This is a genomic window from Nocardioides albus (genome assembly GCF_014648255.1).
GTDB lineage: Bacteria > Actinomycetota > Actinomycetes > Propionibacteriales > Nocardioidaceae > Nocardioides > Nocardioides albus.
In genome coordinates, this window is the sequence record NZ_BMQT01000014.1 from 40,255 (window position 1) to 64,324 (window position 24,070).

Annotated in this window: 23 protein-coding genes; 12 read left to right on the forward strand and 11 right to left on the reverse strand. The window is 69.8% G+C overall.

All coding sequences use genetic code 11. The annotated features are described in order from the left end of the window. Positions 1-318: 318 nt before the first annotated feature. From IEY84_RS24095 to IEY84_RS24110, 4 genes are all read right to left on the reverse strand, one after another. On the reverse strand, positions 319-1,581 hold the full coding sequence (locus IEY84_RS24095) for an HNH endonuclease signature motif containing protein (RefSeq protein WP_183551402.1): 1,263 nt from the start codon (positions 1,579-1,581) through the stop codon (positions 319-321). A 490-nt stretch (positions 1,582-2,071) separates the two neighbouring features. Further along, the gene (locus tag IEY84_RS24100) at positions 2,072-2,467 is read right to left on the reverse strand and encodes a VOC family protein (protein ID WP_183551399.1); all 396 of its coding nucleotides are present in this window, start codon (positions 2,465-2,467) and stop codon (positions 2,072-2,074) included. 6 nt (positions 2,468-2,473) lie between these two features. Continuing rightward, complete coding sequence (locus IEY84_RS24105) at positions 2,474-2,926, reverse strand: methyltransferase family protein (RefSeq protein WP_183551396.1); 453 nt, start codon at positions 2,924-2,926, stop codon at positions 2,474-2,476. 69 nt (positions 2,927-2,995) lie between these two features. After that, complete coding sequence (locus IEY84_RS24110; RefSeq protein ID WP_183551393.1) at positions 2,996-3,574, reverse strand: TetR/AcrR family transcriptional regulator; 579 nt, start codon at positions 3,572-3,574, stop codon at positions 2,996-2,998. Positions 3,575-3,711: 137 nt separating this feature from the next. Here IEY84_RS24110 and IEY84_RS24115 point away from each other — a divergent pair, with 137 nt between their 5' ends. Together IEY84_RS24115 and recQ are read left to right on the forward strand one after the other, a co-directional pair. Then, a complete protein-coding gene (locus IEY84_RS24115) occupies positions 3,712-6,192 on the forward strand; it encodes an MMPL family transporter (protein ID WP_183551390.1) in 2,481 nt (826 codons plus the stop codon). Between the two features lie 86 nt (positions 6,193-6,278). Then, complete coding sequence (recQ, locus tag IEY84_RS24120; RefSeq protein ID WP_229788962.1) at positions 6,279-8,096, forward strand: DNA helicase RecQ; 1,818 nt, start codon at positions 6,279-6,281, stop codon at positions 8,094-8,096. Between the two features lie 76 nt (positions 8,097-8,172). Here the strand turns inward: recQ and IEY84_RS24125 are convergent, their stop codons facing one another. Then, positions 8,173-8,367 carry a helix-hairpin-helix domain-containing protein gene (locus IEY84_RS24125; protein ID WP_183551384.1) on the reverse strand — a complete coding sequence of 65 codons (195 nt, stop codon included), beginning with the start codon at positions 8,365-8,367 and terminating at the stop codon, positions 8,173-8,175. A 53-nt stretch (positions 8,368-8,420) separates the two neighbouring features. Here IEY84_RS24125 and IEY84_RS24130 point away from each other — a divergent pair, with 53 nt between their 5' ends. After that, positions 8,421-8,897, forward strand: a complete 477-nt coding sequence (locus IEY84_RS24130; protein WP_183551381.1) for a DinB family protein — start codon at positions 8,421-8,423, stop codon at positions 8,895-8,897. Here the strand turns inward: IEY84_RS24130 and IEY84_RS24135 are convergent. The 4 genes from IEY84_RS24135 to IEY84_RS24150 are packed head-to-tail and all read right to left on the reverse strand — an operon-like array spanning position 8,894 to position 14,727. Continuing rightward, on the reverse strand, positions 8,894-10,216 hold the full coding sequence (locus tag IEY84_RS24135; RefSeq protein ID WP_221209258.1) for an NAD(P)/FAD-dependent oxidoreductase: 1,323 nt from the start codon (positions 10,214-10,216) through the stop codon (positions 8,894-8,896). The two genes, IEY84_RS24130 and IEY84_RS24135, sit on opposite strands and share 4 nt — an antisense overlap. Positions 10,217-10,226: 10 nt before the next feature. After that, on the reverse strand, positions 10,227-11,345 hold the full coding sequence (locus IEY84_RS24140; protein WP_183551378.1) for an FAD-binding oxidoreductase: 1,119 nt from the start codon (positions 11,343-11,345) through the stop codon (positions 10,227-10,229). Between the two features lie 4 nt (positions 11,346-11,349). Next, positions 11,350-12,621 (reverse strand): aromatic ring-hydroxylating oxygenase subunit alpha, encoded by a 1,272-nt coding sequence (locus IEY84_RS24145; RefSeq protein WP_183551375.1) that lies wholly within the window; start codon positions 12,619-12,621, stop codon positions 11,350-11,352. Between the two features lie 36 nt (positions 12,622-12,657). Next, complete coding sequence (locus IEY84_RS24150; RefSeq protein WP_229788964.1) at positions 12,658-14,727, reverse strand: NADH:flavin oxidoreductase; 2,070 nt, start codon at positions 14,725-14,727, stop codon at positions 12,658-12,660. Between the two features lie 85 nt (positions 14,728-14,812). Between IEY84_RS24150 and IEY84_RS24155 the strand changes: the two genes are divergently transcribed. From IEY84_RS24155 to IEY84_RS24180, 6 genes are all read left to right on the forward strand, one after another. After that, complete coding sequence (locus tag IEY84_RS24155; RefSeq protein ID WP_183551372.1) at positions 14,813-15,733, forward strand: LysR family transcriptional regulator; 921 nt, start codon at positions 14,813-14,815, stop codon at positions 15,731-15,733. Positions 15,734-15,903: 170 nt separating this feature from the next. Further along, the gene (locus tag IEY84_RS24160; RefSeq protein WP_221209257.1) at positions 15,904-16,551 is read left to right on the forward strand and encodes a LysE family translocator; all 648 of its coding nucleotides are present in this window, start codon (positions 15,904-15,906) and stop codon (positions 16,549-16,551) included. Between the two features lie 65 nt (positions 16,552-16,616). Further along, positions 16,617-17,594: a DUF5829 family protein gene (locus tag IEY84_RS24165; RefSeq protein WP_221209256.1), complete on the forward strand. Its 978-nt coding sequence runs from the start codon at positions 16,617-16,619 to the stop codon at positions 17,592-17,594. Positions 17,595-17,613: 19 nt separating this feature from the next. After that, complete coding sequence (locus IEY84_RS24170) at positions 17,614-18,357, forward strand: IclR family transcriptional regulator (RefSeq protein ID WP_183551366.1); 744 nt, start codon at positions 17,614-17,616, stop codon at positions 18,355-18,357. 77 nt (positions 18,358-18,434) lie between these two features. Continuing rightward, positions 18,435-19,655 carry an MFS transporter gene (locus IEY84_RS24175; RefSeq protein ID WP_183551364.1) on the forward strand — a complete coding sequence of 407 codons (1,221 nt, stop codon included), beginning with the start codon at positions 18,435-18,437 and terminating at the stop codon, positions 19,653-19,655. A gap of 93 nt (positions 19,656-19,748) precedes the next feature. Further along, positions 19,749-20,498 carry a CPBP family intramembrane glutamic endopeptidase gene (locus tag IEY84_RS24180; RefSeq protein ID WP_221209255.1) on the forward strand — a complete coding sequence of 250 codons (750 nt, stop codon included), beginning with the start codon at positions 19,749-19,751 and terminating at the stop codon, positions 20,496-20,498. A gap of 15 nt (positions 20,499-20,513) precedes the next feature. Here IEY84_RS24180 and IEY84_RS24185 read toward each other — a convergent pair whose 3' ends face one another. Beyond that, positions 20,514-21,377 (reverse strand): carbohydrate kinase family protein, encoded by an 864-nt coding sequence (locus IEY84_RS24185; RefSeq protein ID WP_183551362.1) that lies wholly within the window; start codon positions 21,375-21,377, stop codon positions 20,514-20,516. A gap of 116 nt (positions 21,378-21,493) precedes the next feature. Here IEY84_RS24185 and IEY84_RS24190 point away from each other — a divergent pair, with 116 nt between their 5' ends. Beyond that, positions 21,494-22,117, forward strand: a complete 624-nt coding sequence (locus IEY84_RS24190; protein WP_183551360.1) for a TetR/AcrR family transcriptional regulator — start codon at positions 21,494-21,496, stop codon at positions 22,115-22,117. Then, on the forward strand, positions 22,114-22,803 hold the full coding sequence (locus IEY84_RS24195) for a hypothetical protein (RefSeq protein WP_183551358.1): 690 nt from the start codon (positions 22,114-22,116) through the stop codon (positions 22,801-22,803). Before IEY84_RS24190 ends, IEY84_RS24195 begins: the two co-directional genes overlap by 4 nt. A 9-nt stretch (positions 22,804-22,812) precedes the next feature. Here IEY84_RS24195 and IEY84_RS24200 read toward each other — a convergent pair whose 3' ends face one another. Then, positions 22,813-23,235: a YkvA family protein gene (locus IEY84_RS24200; RefSeq protein WP_183551356.1), complete on the reverse strand. Its 423-nt coding sequence runs from the start codon at positions 23,233-23,235 to the stop codon at positions 22,813-22,815. Between the two features lie 153 nt (positions 23,236-23,388). Between IEY84_RS24200 and IEY84_RS24205 the strand changes: the two genes are divergently transcribed. Continuing rightward, positions 23,389-24,027 carry a dihydrofolate reductase family protein gene (locus IEY84_RS24205; protein WP_183551354.1) on the forward strand — a complete coding sequence of 213 codons (639 nt, stop codon included), beginning with the start codon at positions 23,389-23,391 and terminating at the stop codon, positions 24,025-24,027. The last annotated feature ends 43 nt before the right edge of the window (positions 24,028-24,070 follow it).

A 24,070-nucleotide genomic window follows, 5' to 3' on the forward strand; every position in this document is an offset into this window, starting at 1 on the left:
TCGCCGGCCGCTTCGCGGTCCTTGACTCCGTGATCCGTCGAGAATATTTGGCTGGTTATCGGGTCGGCGGCGGGGTATGGCGCGGATTCCTTGGGTTGGGTACGGGCCTGGGACCTGTGGCTGGAGAGTCCTGCTGGGCGGGGGGCGTTCGGGGGGGTACTGCACAAGACGATGACACCTTGTGAATCGTTCACAAGGAGGCGCGCTTCCCCAGTGCCGGAGAGGTCGCTTGGTCGTTGACTATGACAGAGGGTCCGACCTTGTGAAAGTTTCACAAGGTCGGGAAGGCCAGGCAGGCCCACGAGAGTCAGGGCGCGGTCAGACGCGGCGGGTGAACCGGATCCGTCCATCCGGTAGCCGCTCATAGGTGTAGTCGGGGTCGTGGATCCGGCGATGGTCGCTGGGACACAACAGGACCATGTTGGCCAGATTCGTGAGTCCGCCTTCGGACCAGGGTTTCAGATGATGCGCTTCGGTCCAGGCTGCTGGTGCGTCGCAGTCTTCGGCCTGACAACACTTGTCGCGTAGTCGTAGTGCTCGGTGTTGGACCGGATGGGCCAGGCGGGCGCTGCGGCCGAAGTCGAGGATCTCCGAATCGCTGCCGAGCACGACGGGGATGAGGTCGGCGTTGCAGGCCATCCGACGGGCCTCGGCGGCGGTGATCTGGTCCCCGTCGAACCCCAACGCGGCGGTACCGAGGTCGTTACGGAGATCCTCCACGCTCAGCGTGACGAACACGGTCGTGGCGTGGCCACCATGGCGGGGAAGCTGGTCGACGTCGTAGGTCTCGATCACTCGGGCGAACGCCTGCCCCAGGAGCCGGTCATAGGGGGTCTTGCGGCCACGGTTCTCCGCAGACAGCTTCCGGGGCTGGGCCAACGAGTCCAGCATCGTGCGGAGCCTCATCGCGACAGCGTTCGAGACCCGGGCGTGGATCTCCACGGTCCCGTCCCCGTTGGCACGAGAGGTGAAGAAGGTGCGGCGTTGGGCGCGTTCTTCCTCGCGCTGGAGTGCTTTGGCTTCGGCGGCCTCGAAGCGTTCGGGGTCGACCTCGAACAGGATCCGTTTCCCGACGTTCTTGAGGTCCTCGGCGGTCATCTGGGTGGCGTTGTCGACCAGCAGCTTCTCCGCCAGAACCAGGTTCTCGCGACTGGCAGCCGGGTCGGCCTCGATCGCCTCGAGGGCCTTGACGATCACCCTCGCCTTGTCCTGAGAGATGACACCCTCGGCGAGGCCGGCAGCTACGAGCTCGTATCTGCTCACCGCGGCAGCGAGTTTCACCTCGGAGCGTCCGATCTTCTTGTCGACCAGTAGTTCGGTCAGCATCCACCCCGAGGCGTCTTTGGAGCCGGTCTCCTCGGCGATGTCGCCGGACACAGCGAGGATCCGGAGCTTCAACGCGGCTTGCTTGGCCTGGATGATCTCCAGGCGCTTGAGCCGGTCTTTCTTCTCGTCGGTGCGCCAATAGGCAGGGTCCCTAGTGAGAAGGTTGTCGAGAGACGACTCGAGGGCAGCGAGCTCTGCATCGATCGGGTCCTCAGGGTTGATACCCCAGTGGTTGATCTCTGGTTCGAGACTCATCGCCGCCCCTCCTCTCTGAGTGTGTTCAGAGGCGTGTTGTGATGGGTCTGATTCTACTCGTTCAGCTATCTCAAGACTACCTATTTGTGCAGGTCAAATGCTCTTTTCGCGGTCAGCGAACGGCCTCAAACCTGTGGATGGTAAGTGGCCCGAAGGGCCACCCTCCCAACCCACGACAGCACCCGCCCGAAGCAAGATTCCGCTGCGCCACACCCGGGCCGCCGCCCCGATAGCCAGCCAAATAGTTTCTCGGCGGGCACCGGAGTCAAGGACCGCGAAAGCGGCCGGCGTAGCCGGCGGCCGCAGGCCGTCCTTGACTCCGGGGTTCGCCGAGAAGACCCTCGAAGTCGGGTCGGCGGCCCAGGCCAGCCTTCGGGTGGGACGTTCCGGCAGGGAGCCGTGTTGGTCTCGACACGCCTCCGCCTAGCGGCTCCGGCGGCTCGACCAACGGGGGCAGCGGCTCCAGCGGCTCGACCAGCGGGGCATGGTCTCACCCCACGAGGATGCAGAAGATGTGCCCAGCAGGATCCGCATAAGCCCGCAACGGCTCGTCAGGATCAGAAGACCGGTCATACCGAAGCGAAGCCCCCAGCCCGAGCACACGAGCATGCTCAGCATCCAGCTCCTCGACAGAACTTACAACCGTGTCGAGATGCATGTGCTTGACCGCCGCAGGCGCAGGCCAGCCGGACGGCGCCATCTCACAAGCGGAGACGCGGTTGAACGCCAGCGCGCGACGCCCGTCCGGCCAGGTCAGAACGAGCCAGTCGTCATCACCAGGCTCTTCGTCACCCGGCCGGTAGACGAGCCCGAGGAACTGGCGGTAGAACTCCGCGAGGCGGCGTACGTCGGTCGCGTCGAGAACGGTGTGAAGCAGCTCAGCCACTCGGCCTCACCCCCGAGGCGGACCGAGCCAGCGGGGCGTGCTGCCGCGGTAGTCGTCGTAGGTCCGGCCGAAGCTCCACGACAGCGCGTGCTCCTCCGCGGGGATCTGGATGCGGTCCATGACGGCGACGAAGGCGGCGACCGGGACCAGCGGGAGCCAGCCGCCACGCAGCAGCGCGTGAGCCGTCAGGACGCCGGCCATGCTGACGTACATCGGGTTGCGGGTGTAGCGGAACGGGCCGTCGGTGACGACCGCGGTCGCGCGCTCGGGCTCCAGCGGGTTGACGGTGGTGTGTTTATGACTGAACGCACGCACCGCGCTGGCCGCCACGTAGACCGAGCCGGCCGCGAGGGCGCCGGCGGCGACCGCCCGCACCGGAGTCGGCCGGCCGTGCGGAGCGAGCAGATGCTGGGCGGCCAGGCCCACGGCGACGTAGACGGGCGGCGGCACCTTCGGCATGCGTTCCACCGTAGCCCGGACGAGGCGTCCGCACGCCCTCTTTCTTGGGTAGTTCCTGGCGGAGAGCTCCTAGTGGAGCAGGGCTCGGACCAGGCGTTCGGCGGCTTCCGGAGCGGGCTCGCTGCGCTCGAGGGAGTGGAGCACGAAGCCGCCGACGAGGGCACGCACGAACTCGATGACCGGCAGATCCGCCGGCAGCTGGCCTGCCGCGACCGCGGCCTCGATACGAGCCGAGACGGTGGCGGTGATGCCGAGCGCGTCGTTGAGGCGGATGCCGATGTCGGTGCTCTCGCAAGCAGCGGCGACGAGCGAGCGGACGAGGCCGTCGTTGCCGGGCTGGGCGACGAGGTCGAGCAGATCCTGCATCCACGCGATCAGGTCGGCACGGATGTCCCCGGTGTCGGGTACGACCGGCCGGTCGGGCAACAGCAGATCCTCGATCAGCGCGTCGGCCACGACCGCGCTCTTCGAGGACCACCAGCGGTAGATCGTCTGCTTGGAGACACCTGCCTCGGCGGCGATGCCCTCGATGGTGAGGTGGTCGTAGCCCTGGGTCGCGAAGAGCCGCCCGGTGGCTTCGAGGACCGCGAGACGCGCCTCTTCGCTGCGTACGGCACCTCGACGGCGCACTCCTGCTGACGCTGGCATGAACGGCATCCTAAGAGCCCGCACCACCTCCTGGCGATGGCTCGGGTGTGACTCATCACTCGCTCAGCGATCCTTGTCCAGCGGCGCACAGGTGATTAACTGGACGCACCGTTGCGTATTATCGGAGGGATGCCGCCATGGCGGAGCTGTTGTATCGACTGGGCAAGACGGCCGCGCGGCGCGCCTGGCTTGTGATCCTCGCCTGGGTGCTGGCTCTGTCCGGCGCCGCCGGCGCGTACGTCGCCTGGTCCGGTGAGCTCACGACCACCTTCGACATCCCAGGCCTGCCCTCGTCCGAGGTCGTCGAGGAGCTCCAGGAGGGGCTGCCCGACCTGGCCGGCGGCTCCGGCACCATCGCCTTCCAGACCGAGGACGGCACCCCGCTCAGTGCCGCCCAGAAGCAGGAGATCCAGGCGCTCATCACCAGCGCCGAGGACCTCCCCGACGTCGCCGCGGTCACCGACCCGTTCCAGACGGAGGCCCAGCGCGAGGCGCAGGCCGAGAAAGTCACCGAGGGCCAGGCCAGGCTCGAGGCCGGCCGGACCCAGCTCGACAGCGCCCAGGCCAAGCTCGACAAGGCACAGGCCGACCTCGACAAGGCCCGCGCCCGGCTCGAGACCGCCGGGATGCCGACCACCCAGGTCGATGCCCAGCAGGCCGCCCTCGACAAGCAGCAGTCGAAGCTCGACGACAGCGCCGCCGACCTCGAGGTCAAGAGCGCCGAGGCCGAGAACGGTGCCGAGCTGCTCGAGCTCTCCGAGGACATCCGGATGGTCTCCGCGGACGGGTCAGCCGCCCTCGTCAACGTCGCCTACTCGGTGGGCCGTCTCGACATGTCCGAGGAGACCAAGAAGGCAACGGTCGACCACTTCACCGACACCCCGATCGACGGAGTCGAGGTCGGCGTCTCCGCCGACATCTCTCAGGAGGTGCCCAACCCGATGGGTCCGGGCGAGATCGTCGGTGTCGGCGTCGCCGCGATCGTCCTCCTGGTCATGCTCGGCACCATCATCGGCGCCGGCGTCCCGCTGGTCACCGCGCTGACCGGCGTCGGCATCGGCGCGCTCGGAGCGCTCTCCCTCTCCGGTGTCGTGCAGATGGCCTCGATGACCCCGATCCTCGGCCTGATGCTCGGCCTCGCCGTCGGCATCGACTACTCGCTCTTCATCCTCAACCGGCACCGCAAGCAGCTGCTCCACGGCTCCGACGTGAAGGAGTCGATCGCGCTCGCCAACGGCACCGCCGGCACCGCGGTCGTCTTCGCCGGCTCCACCGTGATCGTCGCGCTGGTCGCGCTCAACATGACCGGGATCCCGTTCCTCGGCCTGATGGGCTCGGTCGGCGCGGCCTGCGTCGCGATCGCCGTCCTGGTCGCGATCACCCTGACCCCGGCCATCCTCAGCCTCGCCGGCGGCCGCATCGTCTCCAAGCGCGCCCGCAAGAAGGTCTCCAAGCAGGACGCTGCCGAGGCCCACGCGAAGCCGATGCCCACCTGGCGTGCGCTGGTCACCGTCGTCGCCTCGGTGGTCGCCCTGCTCGCCCTCGCGGTCCCGGCGCTCGACATGCGCCTGGGCCTGCCCGACGGCGGCTCTGAGCCGGAGGGCTCCCTGGCCAGGACCGCCTACACGATCACCGAGGACAGCTTCGGCGCCGGCGCCAACGGCCCGCTGCTGGTCGCCGCCGAGCTGCCCGACGGCCTCAACGAGCCCGGCATCCAGCGGGCCCAGCTGACGGTCGCCAAGGCGCTGGCAGACCTCGACGACGTACGCGCCGTGGCTCCGGCCGCGGTCTCCGAGGACGGTCGCACGGCGGCCTTCCAGGTCGTCCCCGAAGAAGGTCCCAACAGCGTCTCGACCAACGAGCTGGTCAACTCGATCCGGGACATGCCGGCGGTCAACGGCGACATCACCCTCGGCGTCGCCGGTGCCACCGCGGTCGCGATCGACGTGTCCCAGGGACTCAACGACGTACTCCTCCCCTACCTCGGCGTCGTCGTCGGACTCTCTCTGTTGATCCTGATCCTCGTCTTCCGCTCGATCCTGGTCCCGCTCATCGCGACCGGTGGCTTCGTGCTCTCGCTGCTGGCGACGTACGGCGTGGTGGTCGCGGTCTTCCAGAAGGGCATCGGCGCGGAGTGGATCGGCCTGGACAGCACCGGCCCGATCCTGAGCTTCCTGCCGATCCTGCTGGTCGGGATCCTCTTCGGCCTGGCGATGGACTACCAGCTGTTCCTGGCCTCCGGCATGCGAGAGGCGTATGTCCATGGCGCCCCGGCTCGCCTGGCCGTCGCTCAGGGCTTCCGGGCCGGCCGCTCGGTCGTGATCGCGGCCGGCCTGATCATGGTCTCCGTCTTCGGCGGGTTCATCTTCGCCGAGTCGGTGATGATCCGCTCGATGGGCTTCGGGCTCGCGCTCGGGGTGCTGCTGGATGCGTTCATCGTCCGCATGCTGCTGATGCCGGCGCTGATGCACCTGCTCGGCAACTCCGCGTGGTGGCTGCCGAAGTGGCTCGACCGCATCCTGCCGAACGTGGACGTCGAGGGCGCCGGGCTCGAGCGCGCCCACGGAGCCGCTGCCGTCAACGAGGCCACCGTCAAGCGCGAGACGGTCGGCGTCTGAGGAGGTTGTGAAGCCGAGAGTGACCTATGGGCCACTCTCGACTTCACAACTCGGGACCGTCGGTGGCGGCCGGTAAGGTCGCTCGCGTGACTGCGCTGACCCCCGAACTGGATACGCTGCGCCGCGTCTTCGGCTACGACGAGTTCCGCGGCGACCAAGCCGAGATCATCGGGCACGTGGCCACCGGCGGGGACGCCCTCGTCCTGATGCCGACCGGCGGCGGTAAATCGCTCTGCTACCAGATCCCGTCCCTGGTGAGGGCCGGGACCGGGGTGGTCATCTCCCCGCTGATCGCGCTGATGCAGGACCAGGTCGACGCGCTCTCCGCGCTCGGCGTGCGCGCCGGGTTCCTCAACTCCACCCAGATGCCTCACGAGCGGCAGCAGGTGGAGAAGGCGCTGCTCGCCGGTGAGCTCGACATGCTCTATCTGGCCCCGGAGCGGCTGCGGGTGCCTGAGACCGGCCGGCTGCTCGACCAGGCCAAGATCTCGCTGTTCGCGATCGACGAGGCCCACTGTGTCTCCCAGTGGGGTCACGACTTCCGGCCCGACTACCTGCAGCTCTCCCACCTGCACGAGCGCTGGCCGGAGGTGCCGCGGATCGCGCTGACCGCGACCGCCACTGGAGAGACCCGCCGTGAGATCGCCCAGCGGCTCAACCTCGAGGACGCCCGCCACTTCGTGGCCTCTTTCGACCGGCCCAACATCCAATACCGGATCGCCCCGAAGGACAAGCCGGCCAAGCAGCTCCTCGACCTGATCCGGACCGAGCACCCAGGCGAGGCCGGGATCGTCTACTGCCTCTCCCGCAACTCGGTCGAGCGCACCGCCGCGACCCTGGTCGGCGCCGGCATCCCTGCGCTCCCCTATCACGCGGGGCTCGACGCCCGGACTCGCGCGCAGAACCAGTCCCGCTTCCTGCGCGAGGACGGCATCGTCATGGTCGCCACCATCGCGTTCGGGATGGGGATCGACAAGCCGGACGTACGCTTCGTGGCCCACCTCGACCTGCCCAAGTCGGTCGAGGGCTACTACCAGGAGACCGGCCGGGCCGGGCGTGACGGGCAGCCGTCGACCGCGTGGCTGGCCTACGGCCTGGCCGATGTCGTCCAGCAGCGGCAGATGATCGAGACCTCCGAGGGCGACCGGGCCCACAAGCACCGCCTGGGCCAGAACCTCAACGCGATGCTGGCGCTGTGCGAGACCGTCGACTGCCGGCGCGTGCAGCTGCTCCGCTACTTCGGCCAGTCCGCGGAGCCGTGCGGCAACTGCGACACCTGCCTGACGCCGCCGGAGTCCTGGGACGGCACCGTCCCGGCCCAGAAGGTCCTCTCCACCGTCATCCGGCTCGACCGCGAGCGCAACGGCCAGCGGTTCGGGGCCGGCCAGATCGTCGACATCCTGCGGGGCAAGGAGACCGAGAAGGTCCGCCAGTTCCGCCACGACGAGCTCTCGGTCTTCGGCATCGGCACCGACATCGCCGAGAGCGACTGGCACTCGGTCATCCGGCAGCTGCTTGCTCGGGAGATGCTCGCGGTCGACACCCGCTACGGGGTCTTCTCGGTGGCCGAGGCCGCCGGTCCGGTGCTTCGCTCGGAGCAGCAGCTGATGCTCCGCAAGGAGCCGCCGCGGCAGGCCCGCCGCAGCGGTTCCGGCGAGCGGAAGCCCAAGGTGGCCGCCGCCGACCTCTCCCCGGAGGCCGCCGAGGTCTTCGAGCGTCTGCGCGCGTGGCGCGGCGAGGTCGCCAAGGAGCAGGGCGTGCCGGCGTACGTCGTCTTCCACGACGCCACCCTCCGCGAGATCGCCACCCGGCTTCCGGCCAGTCGCGACGAGCTCGGCACGATCAGCGGGATCGGCGAGGCGAAGCTGGAGAAGTACGCCGACGGGGTGCTCGCGGCTCTCTAGTGGTGTGTCCTGGAAGTTCCTGGATGCTTGGCGTCGTCAGGGTGCGTGCATCGCAAGGCCGGCGCCGAGGCTTACCTCAGGGAGCGCTGCTGAGCGCCTCGCGCAGCAGACGCACGGCCTTGGGCCCGACACCGTGGAGGGGCAACAGCGAGTCCAGGTCCTCCGGCAAGTCTGACAGCGTGCGGTAGCCCGCAGCGAGCAGCGCCCCGGTCGCGGGCCGTCCGATCTTCACGCCGTCGAAGACCGGCCCGGCGTCCTTCGTCGTCGACATGACTGACAGGCTACGCCGACCTGTCAGGCAAAGGGTCCGGCTAGCCTTCGGGCATGACGATCGGACAGGCGGGCGAGCGCGACCTTCTCGAGGAGATGGTCGACATCCAGCGGGACCAGATCAGCGGCATCCTCGAGGGTCTCGACGACGACGAGGCGCGGCGCAAGCTGGTCCCGTCGCTGACCACTCCGATGGGCCTGGTGAAGCACGCGACCTTCGTGGAGAAGGTGTGGTTCCACTCCCGGGTCGCGAACGTGTCACGCAAGGAGCTCGGCCTTCCCGACACGGTCGACGAGAGCTTTGTGCTCGACGCCGAAGACACCGTCGAGTCCGTCCGGGCGGCGCATCTCGACGCCTGCACGCGCTCTCGGGAGATCGCTGCTGCCCATGAGCTGGACGAGGAGTACCCCTGGCACGGGAAGTCGGTGACGCTGCGGTTCGTCTACGTGCACATGATCCAGGAGCTGGCCCGCCACGCCGGGCACGGCGACATCCTCGTCGAGCAGATCCAGGCGGCCCGAACGGCCTAGCCGAGCACCGTCCGCGTGGTGGACTCGTTGACCGGTCGCTTGCGAGAGAAAGCGCCGAGATCGATCTTCAGGCCGGTGTGCTCGCCGGTGTAGACCACCGGGTCGGCGTCGTGGTCGTGGCCCTCCTCGACGGCCGAGACGATGGCGGCGAGGAAACGGCCGGCGATCGGGGCGTTCTTGAACTGGTTGCCGCTGGTGCCCATCGCGACGTAGAAGCCGTCGGCGTCGGTGCGGTCGTAGATCGGGGTCCAGTCGTCGGCCACGTCGTAGACGCCGACGACGCCAGCGGGTTGGTTCGGCACCCGGAGCTCGGGCAGGCGGCGGGCTGCGCGGGTGACCTGGGCGTCGTAGCGCTCCCGGGTGACGTGCGCGTTGACGTCGTCGGGCGAGTCCAGCCACTCGAACGGATCGCACTCGGGCTCGGTGCCGCCGACCACCCAGGCTCCGGCCGGACCGGGACGCATGTAGGTCCCGAGGTCGATGTCGAAGACGGCCGGCCCGGGCGCCTCGTCGGTGCCGTAGCCCGCGGGCTGGCTGACCTGGTGCACCTCCTGGCGCAGCGGCCGCACCCCGATGGCGAACTCCTCCCCCACCCCGGCGAGACGGTTGAACCCGCCCGACCACGGTCCGGCAGCATTGACGACGACCGGCGCCTCGGCGCGGCGGCCGTCGGCGAGGCCCAGCCTCCAGACGTCGCCGACCCGGTCGGCTGCGACCACCTCGGCGCGGTAGACCGTGCGCGCGCCCCGACGCCGAGCGGCCTCGACGAGATTGTCGGCGGCCAGACGCGGGTCGTCCACGTAGCCCGCGTCCGGTGTGTAGATCGCACCGAGCGAAGCCGTGGCGTCCGCCCAGAACGCGTCGTCCGTGATCGACTTGTTGGGCCAGTAGGCACCCACGTCGACATGGGGGAACCTCGCCGCGATCTCTTCCGGCCCGAGGCGGGTGAACGGAACCCCCACTGCGTCGAGCCGCTCCATGCTCGGCTCGACCGGCACGATGGGGACGTCCAGGTGCAGCCCACCGGTGCGATGGAACCGCGCCAGCGGCACCTCGGCCGGCTCGAGACCGAGATGCTCGGCCCACTGTTCCCACATGAACTTCGCCTCCCACGACGTCGCGATCGTGTCGTAGGTGGAGCAGAGGAAGCGGATCACCGCGCTGGATGCACTGGTCGAGCCGAATCCGGCGCCTGCGCCCTTGTCCAGGACGAGCACGTCGCGGCCACCGCGGACCAGCTCGTACGCGACAGCGGAGCCGATCACGCCAGAGCCGACGACGATGGCATCGGCACCGATCGTCTGAGCGCTTTCGGTCACGTACGTCTCCTCAGATGTCGATGACAAGGTCTCCAAGCGGCTTGGAACAGCATGGCAGGAACTTCCCGGCGGCCACCTCACGCGGGCGGATCCCGCCGGCGTGGTTCATGTCGACCTCACCGGAGACGAGGGTCGACTTGCAGGTGCCGCACATCCCCTGAGCACACGATGACGGCAGCCGCACCCCGGCCGCCTTCACCGCGTCCAGGACGGTCGCGTCGGGAGCGCACTCGAGGTCGCGGCCGCTGCGCTGCAGCCGGATCCGGTACGCAGCCCCGTCCGCCCGCTCCGCGGCCGGCGCACCGCCCGCAGGCGGGTCGGTGAGCACGAAGCTCTCCTCGTGCCACCGCCCGGGCTCGCCGCCCAGCGCCTCGAAAGCCGCCCGCGCGGCGCCCATGTAACCCGCCGGACCGCAGCAGAAGACCTCGCGTTGGCACAGGTCAGGCACCAGCTCGGCGAGCTGGGCAGGGCTCATCAGCCCGGCCGGCCCGTGCCAGGAGGCGTCCGGTTGGTCGACGACCCACGCGACGCGCACCCCTCCGTGAGCAGCTGCCAGCGCCTCGAGCTCGGCACGCTCGATGAGGTCGGCCGGCGTACGCGCGTGGTGGACGACCACGACGTCGGCGGGCTCCGCGAGGTCGGCCAGGGTCCGCAGCGTCGAGAGGGTCGGCGTGATGCCGCTGCCGCCGGAGAGCAGCAGGTAGGACGAGGACGGGTGCTCGCGCACCGAGAACCCACCCATCGGACCGCTCGCCCACAGCCGGTCACCGACCGCCAACCGGTCGTGGAGCCAGCCGGACATCGGCCCGTCGGGGACACCCTTGACCGTGATGGTGAGCAGGTGCGGCCGCGTCGGCGGCGAGGAGATCGTGTAGCACCGCTCGACCTGCTCGCCCTCGATCGAGGCCCGCAGCGTCAGATACTGGCCGGGCGCGAACGCGAACGCGCCACCCGAGACCGGCTCCAGGGTCACCTCGACCACGTCGTGGGTCACCCGTCGCACCCGACGGCACCGCAGCTCGCCCTCGAACGGCCTCTCCTCGGGCAGGATCCCGGCTCCCAGCGGGGACGGGACCGCGTAGAGCGCCGGCGGCAGCGGCGCCACCTCCACAGGCCATGGCTCGGTCATCTGGCTAGACCTCCGATCGGATCTGGGCGTCGTACCAGCGGACGAAGTAGTCCACGTGCCGTTCCGCCTCGTTGTAGGGGCCGGGGACGTAGGCGGGGTCGGCGACCCCGAGCTGGGTGTTTCGGACGAACGTGGCGTCCTGCTCGTTGGTCGCCCGCCACACCGCGGTCAGGGCCTCGACGTCGTAGTCGACGCCCTCCACCGCCTCCTCGTGGACGAGCCAGGTCGTGCGGACCAGGGTGCGGTCGGGCGAGAGCGGCGTGACCGAGAAGGTCACCACGTGATCGGCGAGCAGATGGATCCAGGCGTTGGGCTGGGTGTGGAAGGTGCACCGCCCGAGCTGCGGATCGGCGAGGTCACCCAGCAGGCGCCCGACCAACCGGGATCCGTCGATGCTGAAGGACTCGCCCACGCCGTCGAGCGGCTCCCGCTGGATCCGGAAGCCGAACGGCCGCTCGACGAGGTCCTCGACCAGCCGGTGCGGGATGCCGAGCTCGTCACAGCGGCGCATCAGGTCTGCTTCGGCGAAGAGGTAGCGGTCGTGGTCGGCCCGCAGCCGGTCGGGGACCTGGTCCTCGCTCAGGCCCCAGGTCGGGAAGAAGGTGCAGGTCAGCTCCGGGTGGCCACCCTCGCAGTGGTAGCACTCGCGGTTGTTCTCCAGCACCAGCTTCCAGTTGCCCTCCTCGACCAGATCGACCTGGGCGGCGACCTTGGCCCGGTCGAGCCGATGCGGGGTGAGGTAGTCACGGATCTGGTCGGCGGCCAGGTCCAGGTCCCCGTCCGGCGTTGCCGCCAGCGAGCAGTAGATCAGCCCGCCGACCTCGCGCAGCGCGACCGGGCGCAGACCGAGACAGGCCCTGTCGATGTCGGGCGAGAGCTGCGGCGCGTAGCGGAGCGAGCCGTCGGTGGCGTACGTCCAGCTGTGGTAGCCGCACACCAGGTTGCCCACGCTGCCGTTGCCCGGAGCGACCAGCCGGGAGCCGCGGTGGCGGCAGACGTTGTGGAAGGCACGGACCTGCTCGTCGTCGTCGCGGATCACCAGCACCGAGGAGCCGGCGACGTCGAAGGTGAGGTAGTCGCCCGGCTCGGGCACCTCGGCGACGGTGCCGACGAAGAGCCAGCGGCGCCGCCAGAGCAGGTCGATCTCGGTCTCGAAGACCTCGGGGTCGGTGTAGAGGGCTCCGGGCAGCGAGTGGCCGGGGGTCCTGTGGTCGAGGTGGTCCAGGATGTTCGTACGTCGGCCGGCGGCCGGATCGCCGACGAGCTGGTCTGTCATCTCATCGCTCCCATGGTTCTGCTCGGTCGTCAGGCGCTAGATGGTCAAGCACAGCCGCAGCGCGTCGTAGACCGCGGCATGGACGTTCCGGCTGGCGACGGCGTCGCCGACCCGGAACAGCTGATAGGTGCCCGCGGCGTTGCTGGCAACCGTCTGCGGCGTGCCGGACAGCAGCGCCGCCTGGTCGACCTCACCGAGGTTGACCGATCCGGGGACGAGGTCGAGGTAGAGCTCGTCGTTGGGGATGGTGCCGTGCTCCACCACGACATGGTCGACGTGCCTGTCGACCTCGGCGCCTTCGGCGTATTCGCTGGTCAGCGTTGCGATCAGCCGGTGATCGGAGCCCGCCGGCGCCCGGCGCACCGCGGCCAGTCGTCGGGCCACCGTGAGGGTGACGTCGTGCGCGGCGAAGACCCCCAGATAGGCCGGGCTGTTCATCGAGCCGACGGAGATGCCGACCGTACGCTCCGGGGTGACCAGCTCGACCTGAGCGCCCAGGGTCGCCAGGTGCTCGGCGGCATCGAGCGCCGGCTCGGCGCCGTTGTCGTCGTAGACGAGCACCGAACCGCCCGCTGCGCTCAGCGTCCCGTCCAGCACGTCCCAGGTGTCGTTGACCAGCTCGGCACCCACCGGGACGCACGAGCGGTCGGGGACGCCGCCCGTGGCGACGACCACGACGTCCGGGTCGAAGCCGCGGACGAGATCGGCGTCGGCATAGGTGCCGAACCGGAAGTCGACGTGGGCGTGCTTCGCCTCGGCGACGCGCCAGTCGACGATGCCGATCAGGTCACGGCGGCGGCTGGTCGAGGAGGCCAGCAGGACCTGACCACCTGGTCGGTCGGCGGCCTCCAGGACGGTGACGACATGGCCCCGCTCGCCCAGGACGCGAGCGGCCTCGAGCCCGGCCGGCCCGGCACCGACCACGACCGCCCGGCGCCGACGGGGCGCCGGAGGCGTGAGGTGAGGCAGCGACTGCTCCCGACCGGTGGCGGGGTTGTGGATGCACTTGGCATCCCCGGACTCGTAGATCGCGTCCAGGCAGTAGCTCGCGCCCACGCACGGCCGGATCCGGTCCTCCTCGCCGCGCGCGACCTTGGCGACCAGGTGCGGGTCGGCGAGCTGGGGACGGGTCATCCCGACCAGGTCGAGCAGCCCTTCGCGGACCGCATAACGGGCGGTGGCGACGTCGCTGATCCGGGCGGCGTGCATGACCGGGACGTCGACCCGGCGGCGTACCTCCCCGACGAAGTCGAGGAACGGCGCCGACGGCGTGCCCATCGAGGGGATCGCCGCGGCCAGGCGGGAGTCGGTGTCGATGCCGCCCTTGATGACGGAGAGGAAGTCCACGCCGCCGTGCTTGTCGCCGGCGACGTAGCGGCGCATCACCTGCTCGGTGTCGGCCAGCCCGAGCCCGGACGGCAGGTCCTCGTCCATCGCCATCCTGACGCCGACGACGAAGTCGGGGCCGACCGCCTCCCGGATCGCGGCGAGCACCCGCAGCGGAAAGGCCAGCCGCGCCTCCGGGTCTCCCCCGAACTCGTCGGAGCGGAGGTTCGTGGCCGGTGACACCCAGGCGTCGAAGAGGTGTCCGTAGGACTCGACCTCGATCCCGTCGAGGCCCGCCGCCTGACACCGCGCGGCGGCCTCGGCGTAGTGGCGGACGATGCGGTCCAGGTCCCACGCCTCGGCCACCTTCGGGAACGAGCGGTGCTGCGGCTCGCGCAGCCGGGACGGGTAGACCAGCGGCAGCCAGTCGCCGGTATAGCTGCTGGTACGCCGCCCCAGATGCGTGATCTGGCACATCACCGCGGCGCCGGCCTCGTGGACGTCGTCGGCGAGCCGCCGCAGCCAGGGCACGACCTCGTCGCGGTAGAGCAGCATGTTGCCGAAGGCCGGCGGGCTGTCCGGCGAGACCACCGCGGAGCCGCCGATCATGGTGAGCCCGACCCCGCCGCGCGCCTTCTCCAGGTGGTAGAGCCGGTAGCGGTCCTTGGGCATCCCGTCCTCGGTGTACGCCGGCTCGTGGGAGGTGCTCACCACACGGTTGCGCAGGGTGAGGCCGCGGAGCTGGTAGCTCGTCAGGAGGGGATCGGTGATGGGGGCCACAGGACCAGCGTGGCGCTCCGACACTGTTCACGAAAAGCGCACGTTTCTGTTCCTTACCGTGCGATCTGGTTGCACAATCAGAATCATGATCGACCCGCGGCTCCACGTGCTCCGAGTGGTCGCCGAGCGGGGCACCGTCTCGGCTGCGGCCGCCGACCTCGGCTACACCCCCTCGGCCATCTCCCACCAGCTCCGCACGCTCTCCCGCGACGTGGGCGCGACGCTGCTCGTGCCGGAAGGCCGCGGCGTACGTCTCACCGGGGCCGCGCTCACGCTGCTCGAGCGCACCCACGACCTGTTCACCCAGTGGGAGGAGATCAGAGCCGATGTGCAGCAGGCGTCGGGGACCTCCCGCGGCTACCTGCGGCTGGCAGGCTTCTCGACCGCCGCCTCGGCGCTGCTCCCGCCGGCCGCCGTCGCGGTCAGCCGGGCGTTCCCGCAGTCGACGATCAGGATCATCGAGGCCGACCCGGAGGTCTGCTTCGACATGCTGCTCGCCGACCACGTCGACGTCGCCGTGGTGGTCAGCATGTCTGAGCTCCCGCCGACCGCCGACCCGCGTTTCGAGCAGGAGCGACTGATGGAGGACGCGCTCGACCTGCTGGTCCCCACCGACAGCCCGCTCGCCACGCGCTCACGGGTCAGGCTCGCCGACGCTGCCGAGGAGCACTGGATCATGGAGCATCCCGGCCGCCCCTACCACCAGCTCGTGACCGCCGCCTGTGCCGCGGCCGGCTTCACCCCCGAGCAGGCCCACGAGGTCGTCGAGTGGGACACCGGCGCCGCCCTGGTCACCGCCGGCTTCGGCGTCGCGTTGGTGCCCCGCCTGGCCCGGATCCCGCACTCCGACGGCCTGGTCCGGATCCCGCTGCGCGGGGAGGCCAGCCCCGTCCGGCACGTCCGGACCAGCGTACGCAGCGGGACCTCGCGCCAACCCGAGATCGCCTGCGCCCTCGCAGAGCTCAGAAGCGTCGCCACCTCCCTTGCCGAGATGGACGTCGGCTAGGTCAGATCCGCGCCCTGCGCCGAGTCGGCTCGTTCTGACCGGAATCACTGTCGAGTCGGCTCGTCATGACGAGCCGACTCGACGTGAGAGCCCGTCAATTTGCGCCGACTCGGCGTAGTGCGTCTCGCCCACCAGAAATCGTTCGTACGCCGCCCCGGCCCTGCCGCAGAATGAATGACGTGCCCACCCTGAGCCAGTTCGCCGCCTTCGCGCTCGCCTCCGTCATCTTCATCCTGATCCCCGGCCCGAGTGTGCTCTTCGCGCTCGGCCGCGCCCTGACCGCGGGCCGCCGCGAGGCTGTGCTCGCCGTCGGCGGCAACGCGCTGGGCCAGTTCGGCCAGGTGCTGGCGGTGGCCGTCGGGCTCGGCGCGCTGGTGGCGGCCTCTGCGACCGCGTTCACCGTCGTGAAGCTGGTCGGCGCTGCGTACGTCATCTATCTCGGAGTCCAGGCGATCCGCCACCGGGCCGATGCCCGCGCCGCGCTCCACGGCGAGGATGTCGTGCAGACCACCGCGTGGGGCGCGGTCCGCACCGGGATGATCGTCGGCGCGACCAACCCGAAGACGATCGTCTTCCACCTGGCCTTCCTGCCCCAGTTCATCGACGCCTCGGCGCCGGCGGTCCCACAGATCCTGCTGCTCGGCGCGATCTTCTCGGCGATGGCGTTCACCTGTGACTCCGGCTGGGTCCTGGCCGCCAGCCGGGCCAAGGCCTGGTTCGCCCGCAAGCCCAAGCGTCTCGACAGCCTCGGCGCCGGTGGCGGCGTCATCATGATCGGCCTCGGCGCCACCATGGCCACCGCCTCCCACAGCGCCTGATCGGGGCGGTTACCGACCGCAGAAATCCGAAGACAGGAATGCGCCGGTCGTCGAGACTGGGACACATGCGGACTCCATGGAGAATCTCGGGCTTCATCGCGGCTGCGATCGCCTCTCTCGTCATCACCTCAGGGACCTCGGCCCACGCCGAGGAGGAGCGCCAGGATCCGCTCCTGGCCTTCAACCACGCCTGGGCGATGGTCGACCGGGAGACCGCCGACGCGATCGAGCACTCGGAGTATCTGGGGCAGTTCGCCGACCGCCGGATCAACACCGGCAACGACGGGACCTCGACCTGGACCGGCCGCTACCTGCTCGGCAAGGAGACCTACCTGGAGTTCTTCGGTCCGGGTGACGCGCCCGACGCGGTTGCCGGCGACACCGGGCTCGCCGTCTCGGCGGACAAGGACGGCGACCTCGCCACCGCCACCGCCAACCTTCGCGACCTGGGCGTCGACCCGGTCGAGTTCACCCAGGTGACCGACCTCGGCGACGGCAAGCCGATCCCGTGGTTCGACGTCACCTATACGACGGCCACCTACGACACGTTCTTCTCCTGGGCGATGGAGTATCGCGACGAGTTCCTCGACGATCCGCGGCTCAGCTTCCCCCCGGCCGCCTATGACGGTGACGTCAGCCGCGACCGCTACAACCGTGACCGCTACCTCGAACACCAGATGCGCGACGTCATCGGGATCCAGATCGCCACGACCGAGGCCGACATCGAGAAGATGGTGCCGCTGTGGCGGGCCGCCGGGATCACGATCCGCGTCCTGAAAGGCGGCGGCGTCCTGGCCTTCGACGGCATGACCACCATCCGTCTGCTCCCGGTGCCGGCCGAGGAGGCAGGCGTACGCCACATCGTCCTCGCCCTCAACGAGCCGGCCGAGGAGCCGCACACCGAGACGATCGGCAACTCGACGCTGCACGTCGGCCCCGGGGCGTACGCACTGTGGACCTTCGATCCGATCGAGGCCCCGACCGCCCCGGCCACGCGATCCCACGACTCCGGAGAGCCGCTGTACCCCGGCTTCGGCGGCTGAGGTAGTAGCCTCGGCGACAATGGCAGGGAACAGCCGACAGGCCGGCGCGAGCGTGACCAGCCGGGCGCTGGCGATCCTGAGCGCGTTCGACGAGCAGCACCGCGCGATGTCACTCAGCGACATCGCCGCGCGCGCGGACCTTCCGCTCGCGACGACTCATCGGCTCCTGGGTGAGCTGTTCCGGTGGGGTGCTCTGGATCGGCTGCCGTCCGGCGACTACGTCATCGGCCGGAAGATCTGGGACATCGGACACCTGGCACCAGCCGAGACCGGGCTGCGCCAGGTCGCCGAGCCGTTCCTCCACGACCTCTACGGGGCGACCCTCGCCACCGTGCACCTCGCCGTCCGCGACGGGGCCGAGGTGATCTACCTCGACCGGCTGCGCGGCAACCAGTCCGTCCCGGTGGTGAGCAAGGTCGGCGGACGGCTTCCGCTGTACACCACCGGGGTCGGCAAGGTGCTCCTCGCGTACGCCCCGAGCGAGGTCCAGGACACGGTGCTGGCCGGACTCACGCGGATCACGCCCTACACGATCACCCAGCCCGGCTCGCTCCGTAGGCAGCTGCGCCAGGTGCTCGACAAGGGCTACGCGACGACCCGTGAGGAGATGACTCTCGGCGCCTGCTCGATCGCCGTGCCGATCCACCAGCGCGACCGGGTGGTCGCCTCCCTCGGCCTGGTGGTCCCCACTCTCAAGGGAAGCGAGCAGCGGCTGTACGGCGCACTCCGGGTCGCGGCTCAGTCGATCGGGCGCCGCCTGTGACCCCAATTTGGCCATGTTTTCCACTGGACGGAAGCCGTGGCGACGGTCACAGCGCCCCCACATCTTAGGTTCGTGCCATGAATGTGTCCCCAACCACATCGTCGACCGCCGCCGACGGCGGCACCCGCAGCCTCTGGCCGGTCATGCTCTGCTGGCTTGCCGTCGCCCTGGACGGCTATGACCTCGTCGTGCTCGGCGCGGTGATCCCGACCTTGGCCGACACCGGCGCGCTCGGATTCACCAAGGCGTCCCTGACCACCGCCGCGACCATCGGCCTGATCGGCGTCGGCATCGGCGCCGTCGCCATCGGCCCGCTCGCCGACCGGTTCGGCCGCCGGATGACGCTGATCAGCAGCATCGCGCTGTTCTCGCTGCTCACCCTGGCCGTTGCCTTCGCCCCGAACGCCGCGGTGTTCATCGCGCTGCGCTTCCTGGCCGGGCTGGGCCTGGGCGCCTGCCTGCCGACGGCCCTGGCGTTCATGAGCGAACACGCCCGCGAGGGCCGCTCCGGCACCGCCATGACCCGAATGATGACCGGCTACCACGTGGGTGCCGTGCTCACCGCCATGCTGGCCCTGTGGGTGATCCCGCACCTGGGCTGGGAGGCGATGTTCGTGATCGGGGGCATCGCCGGGCTGCTGACGGTGCCGGTGATGTGGGCGAAGCTGCCCGAGTCCCAGGCCTACCTGGAGACCGTCGAGGTCGAGAAGGTACGCCCCTCCGAGGTCGTCCGCGGTCGCCTGCTGTGGGTCAGCCTGGGGCTGTGGGCGGCATCGTTCTGCGGTCTCCTGCTGGTCTACGGCCTGAACACCTGGCTGCCCACGATCATGGGCGAGGCGGGCTACTCCCTCGACGCCGGGCTCGGTCTGCTCCTCACCCTGAACGTCGGTGCCGTGATCGGACTGGTCCTCGCCGGCCAGATCTCCGACGCCAAGGGCAACAAGCCGACGGTCGTGGCCTGGTTCGGCGTCGCCGCGGTGATGCTGGCCCTGCTGTCGATCAAGATGGAGAACAGCCTCCTGGTCTATGGCGCGGTGCTGGCTGCCGGGATCTTCGTCTTCAGCGCGCAGGTGCTGGTCTACGCGTTCGTCAGCCACCTCTATCCCGCCCGGATCCGCGGTACGGCACTCGGCATGTCTGCCGGCATCGGCCGGGTCGGCGCCATCGTCGGGCCGTTCCTCGGCGGTGCACTCCTGACGGCCGGCATCGCCTACCCGTGGGGTTTCTACGCCTTCGCCGGCGCTGCCGTGATCGCCATGCTGGCGCTGCTGACCGTGCCTGCGCACCCGGAGAGCTAGTCTCCGGCACCGGGGAACAGATCACGCAGCACCCGCACCGAGCCTCCTGAAATGTCGTTTGCCCGCGCCGAGGTCCTCTGCCAACCTCAGCCCATGACGACGACCCCCACGCAGACCACCCGCGCACCCGCACGGGTTGCCACCGCCCTGATCGTCTGGTTCCTAGGGTCTGCCCTCGGTGCGGGGGTGCTGCTGGCGGTTCAGCCGATGATCGGCCTGGACCCGGAGCTGTTCGTGCTGGTCATGCTGGCGCCGGCGGTCGGTGCGGCGGCCGCCTGGCCGCTCATTCGCGGCCGCGAACCGTGGGCGACCCCGAGCGTCTCCTCGCAGCGGCTGGCCACCTCGCTCCTGGTGGCGCTCGCGGTGGTCGTGGCGTACTTCGTCGTGGTCTCTGTCGCCCGCGGGAGCGCTCCGACCGTGCCGTCGCAGGTCGGCGGGGCCCCGGTCGCGGTCTTCATCCTGCTGCAGGCCCTCGGCGCCCTCACCGAGGAGATCGGGTTCCGCGGCGTGCTGCTCCACGGCCTGCAGCGTTGGCTGTCCCGCCCTGTCTCCGCGATCGTCACCGGCGTGCTGTTCGGTCTGTGGCACGTCCAGTACTACGGACTTCCCCTGCTCCAGCTCGCCGCGTTCATCCTCGGCGCGGTCGTCCTGACACTGACGATGGCGTACGTCATGACCGGCTCGTTCTGGCAGCGGATGGCGACCTGCACGCTCATCCATCTCGGCGCGAACCTGGCGCTGGCGTTCGTCGGCGATGACAAGGTCCAGATGACCACCTTCGCCGCCGCGATCCTGGCGGGCGGGCTGGTCGCAGCCCTCTTCGCGTACGCCCGCCGCCACTAGGCCGCGTCTAGGAGGCTAGTTCGACGACTCGCTGAGCGCCGGGTGGAGGTGCTCGGTCTCGATCGCGACCCTGGCCTGCTCCGCGGCACCACGCAGGGCGGCGGCAACGGGTTCTTCACGCAGCCGGGCGGCCAGAAAGCCCGCCATGAAGGCGTCGCCGGCGCCGTTGGTGTCGACGACGGTCGCGGGCACCGCGACCACCTCGTGCCGGGTTCCGTCCGCCTCCAGCGCGATCGCGCCCTTCGCACCCAGGGTGCAGATCGCGAGGCGGGGCCCGCGGTCGAGGCACGTGGCCAGCAGCTTCCAGGGATCGTCGGTGGCGTCGTCGTTCATGAACACGACCTCGGCGGCGCGCAGGAACGGCTCATGGAACGCGGCGGCGCCGTCGTAGTCGTGCAGATCCATCCACAGCGGCGTCGGTGGAGTCGGCATCGCCTCGAGCACCAGCCGACCGAGCTCGCTGAGGTCGATCACCGCCAGATCCGCGGCGACGATGGCGCTCACCGTCGCCTCGATCGCGTCGGCGGGCGGGATCGACGGGCTCGAGACGTACAGCGAGATCCGGCCTCCCCCGTCGGCCATGAGGTTGACGTGTCGTTCCGTCTGCTCGCTGGCGATCGCCTTGACGATGATGCCGGCTCCGCTCAGGCGCTCCCTCAGCCGGGTGCCGTCCTCGTCGTCGCCGATGGGAGCCCACAGGCGTACGTCGACGCCGAGCCCCGCCAGGTGCAGCGCTTTGCCGGCGGAGGTTCCGCCGACCGTGTGCCACGACCGGCGGGCGAGCTGCATGTGCGGCACCGGTTCGGGCAGCCGATCGAGGACGATCAGGTGATTCCAGGAGGCGGGACCGCACACCACCACCCGCGGCAACGAAGACATGCGCCTATTCAGCACCACCGGACCGTTGTCGTGCACGCGGATATCGCGAGCTGGCCGACATTTGTTACCGATGGTAACGTTACGGGTAGTAACTTGCTTCGTCAGGAGGAACGACCATGGCTGGCGCGATGCGCGTACCCGCCCAGCAACGGCGAGAGATGCTGATGGCGGCAGGCGTCGAGATCGCCCGCGTCGAAGGCGGGCGCGCCGTCACGCTCGCCCGGGTGGCGGAGGCCTGCGGGGTCTCCAAGCCGATCGCCTACCGTCTCTTCGACTCCCTGGCCGACCTGCTGACCCAGATGGAGCGGCAGATCGTGAGCGGGTACGAGAAGGTCGTGCTCGACGCGCTCGAGGCCGCGCGGAGGAACGGGGCGTCCCCGGTCGAGCTCTTGTCGGTCCTGGCCCGGACCTATGTCGACCACAGCGTGGGTGCGGGCGCGGTCTACGACACGGTCTCCGCGGCGCGCGCAGCGACCGAGGAGGTCGAGGATCACTTCTTCGAGGTGCCCGAGGCGTTCTCCTCGGTCTGCCGCGAGATGTTCGGCGCACCGGCAGGCGAGGAGATCGCGTTGCTGGCGATGTTCCAGGGCGCCGCCGACAGCCTCGTCACCGCCATCCAGGCAGGCGCGATCGAGCAGGCGGCCGCGGTCGACCACCTGGTGACGCTCTTCTCCCCGCTCGTATCGACAGAGTCCGTGCCGACAGAGTCCGTGCCGACAGAGTTGGGGGCACGCTCATGACCCCGCTGGCCGCGATCGGCGGCATCGTCGGGTTCGGCGTGGCCGGCCTGGATCCGTTCGGTGCGCTCGTCGTCGTACCGGCTCTTGCCGCCGGCGCCCGGCGCCGGATCATCCTGCTGTTCTTCGGGACGGCCTGGCTCGCGACCGTGCTCACCGGGATGGTGCTCGGCGAGTCCGTCCAGCACGTCGCGGCCTGGCTGCGCAACCTGCTCTTGGTCCCCGACCCGGTGCGCCTGACGGTGCAGTTGGTTCTCGCCGCCGGCCTCGGGCTCTGGGCTGCCTATCGCTGGGCGCACCGCGACGACACGAAGCCGGAGAAGACGAAGAGGCCGAAGCTGGCCGGACCCGTCGGGATGAGCCTGATGGGCACCTTCTGGGGCGTGAGCGCACTGACCGACCCCAGCTTCTACGGCGTCGCGACGATCAGCGCGAGCATGCAGAGCATGCTTGCCGTCGCTGCCGTCTTCACCGGGTGGTTCCTGATCAGCCAGGCGCCACTGTGCCTGGTGATGCTCACCCTCGCTGCGGGCAGGGACTCCCGCCCGGTCCAGCGCGCAGTCAGCTTCGCTCGTAGGACCGCCCGCCCGGCGGCGTACGTCATGACTGCTCTTCTCGCCGCGGGGTCCATCTTTCTCGTGGTCAACGGCGTCGCCTACCTCGCGACCGGGACCTACTGGCCCGGCTGATCGACACCGTCAGCGCTGGTTCCGATCGAGCCCCGCGATCAGCACCAGGGCGGCGAAGCCGTCCTCGGTGCCTGGCCACCGAGCGCGAACCGCGTCGATCCCGGCCCGACGGACGACACCGCGCAGGACGGCGGCGACGATGATCGCGTCGTCGGCGTAGCCGAGCACCGGGATGAAGTCAGGCACCAGGTCGATCGGCAGCGCCAGATACACCATCAGCAACCCGAGCCTGATCCGTACGCCGCGAGGCATCGACCTGTCGGCCGCCAGCCGGCGGAGCAGCCGCACCACATCAGGCAGGATCCGCAGCGCCTCGCTCAGCAGGTCGCCACGCGGGCGGACGACGAGCAGGGCCACGACGAGACAGAGCCAGGTGAGCAACAGAGCCGCGGCGACTCCGATCGCCAGGTCCCACCAGAACGAACCGGTCATCTGCACCCTCCGAGCAACGTCGCGCCCGGTTACGGCGCCGCACCTGGTGATTCCATCACGGCGGTCGAAGAATGCCGTCGTCGTCTCCGTCCTTGAGCAGTACGCTCGACAGACGCCGAGCTGACCTCGACGTCGTGGTCCACGGAGGAACCCATGCCACTCACCAGAGTCCACAACCTCTCGATCTCGCTCGACGGCTTCGCGACCGGCGAGCCCCAGTCGGCCGACGCCCCGTTCGGCCACGCCGGCGAGCGCCTGCACGAGTGGATGTTCGCTACCCGTTTCTGGGAACCCTCAGGCTCAGGTGGCGTAGACGATGCATTCGCGCAGCGGCACAGCCAAGGCATCGGCGCCGAGATCATGGGCGCGAACAAGTTCGGACCGCCAGGCTGGCAGGACGACCCCGACTGGCAAGGCTGGTGGGGCGCCAACCCACCGTTCCGCTCGCCGACCTTCGTCCTCACCCATCGGCCGCGCCCACCTCTGGAGATGGAGGGCGGCACCACCTTCCACTTCCTGGACGCTCCCCCCGCCGAGGCGCTGGCCGCTGCCCTCGAGGCGGCCGACGGCCAGGACGTACGCATCGGGGGCGGCGCGACGGTGGTGCGGGACTTCGTCGCCGCCGGGCTCGTCGACCTGATGCACCTGGTCCAGGTCCCGATCGTCCTCGGTCGCGGCGTACGCCTCTGGGACGGCTTGGAGGGCACCGAGAACGACTACGACATCGAGGCCGTCTCGACCCCGAGCGGCGTCACCCACCTGACCTTCACGCGTAAGCCTGCCGACTCCTAGCCCCGGCGAGGGGCCGTCGAGGGCGGCCCCACTGCAGGAGCAT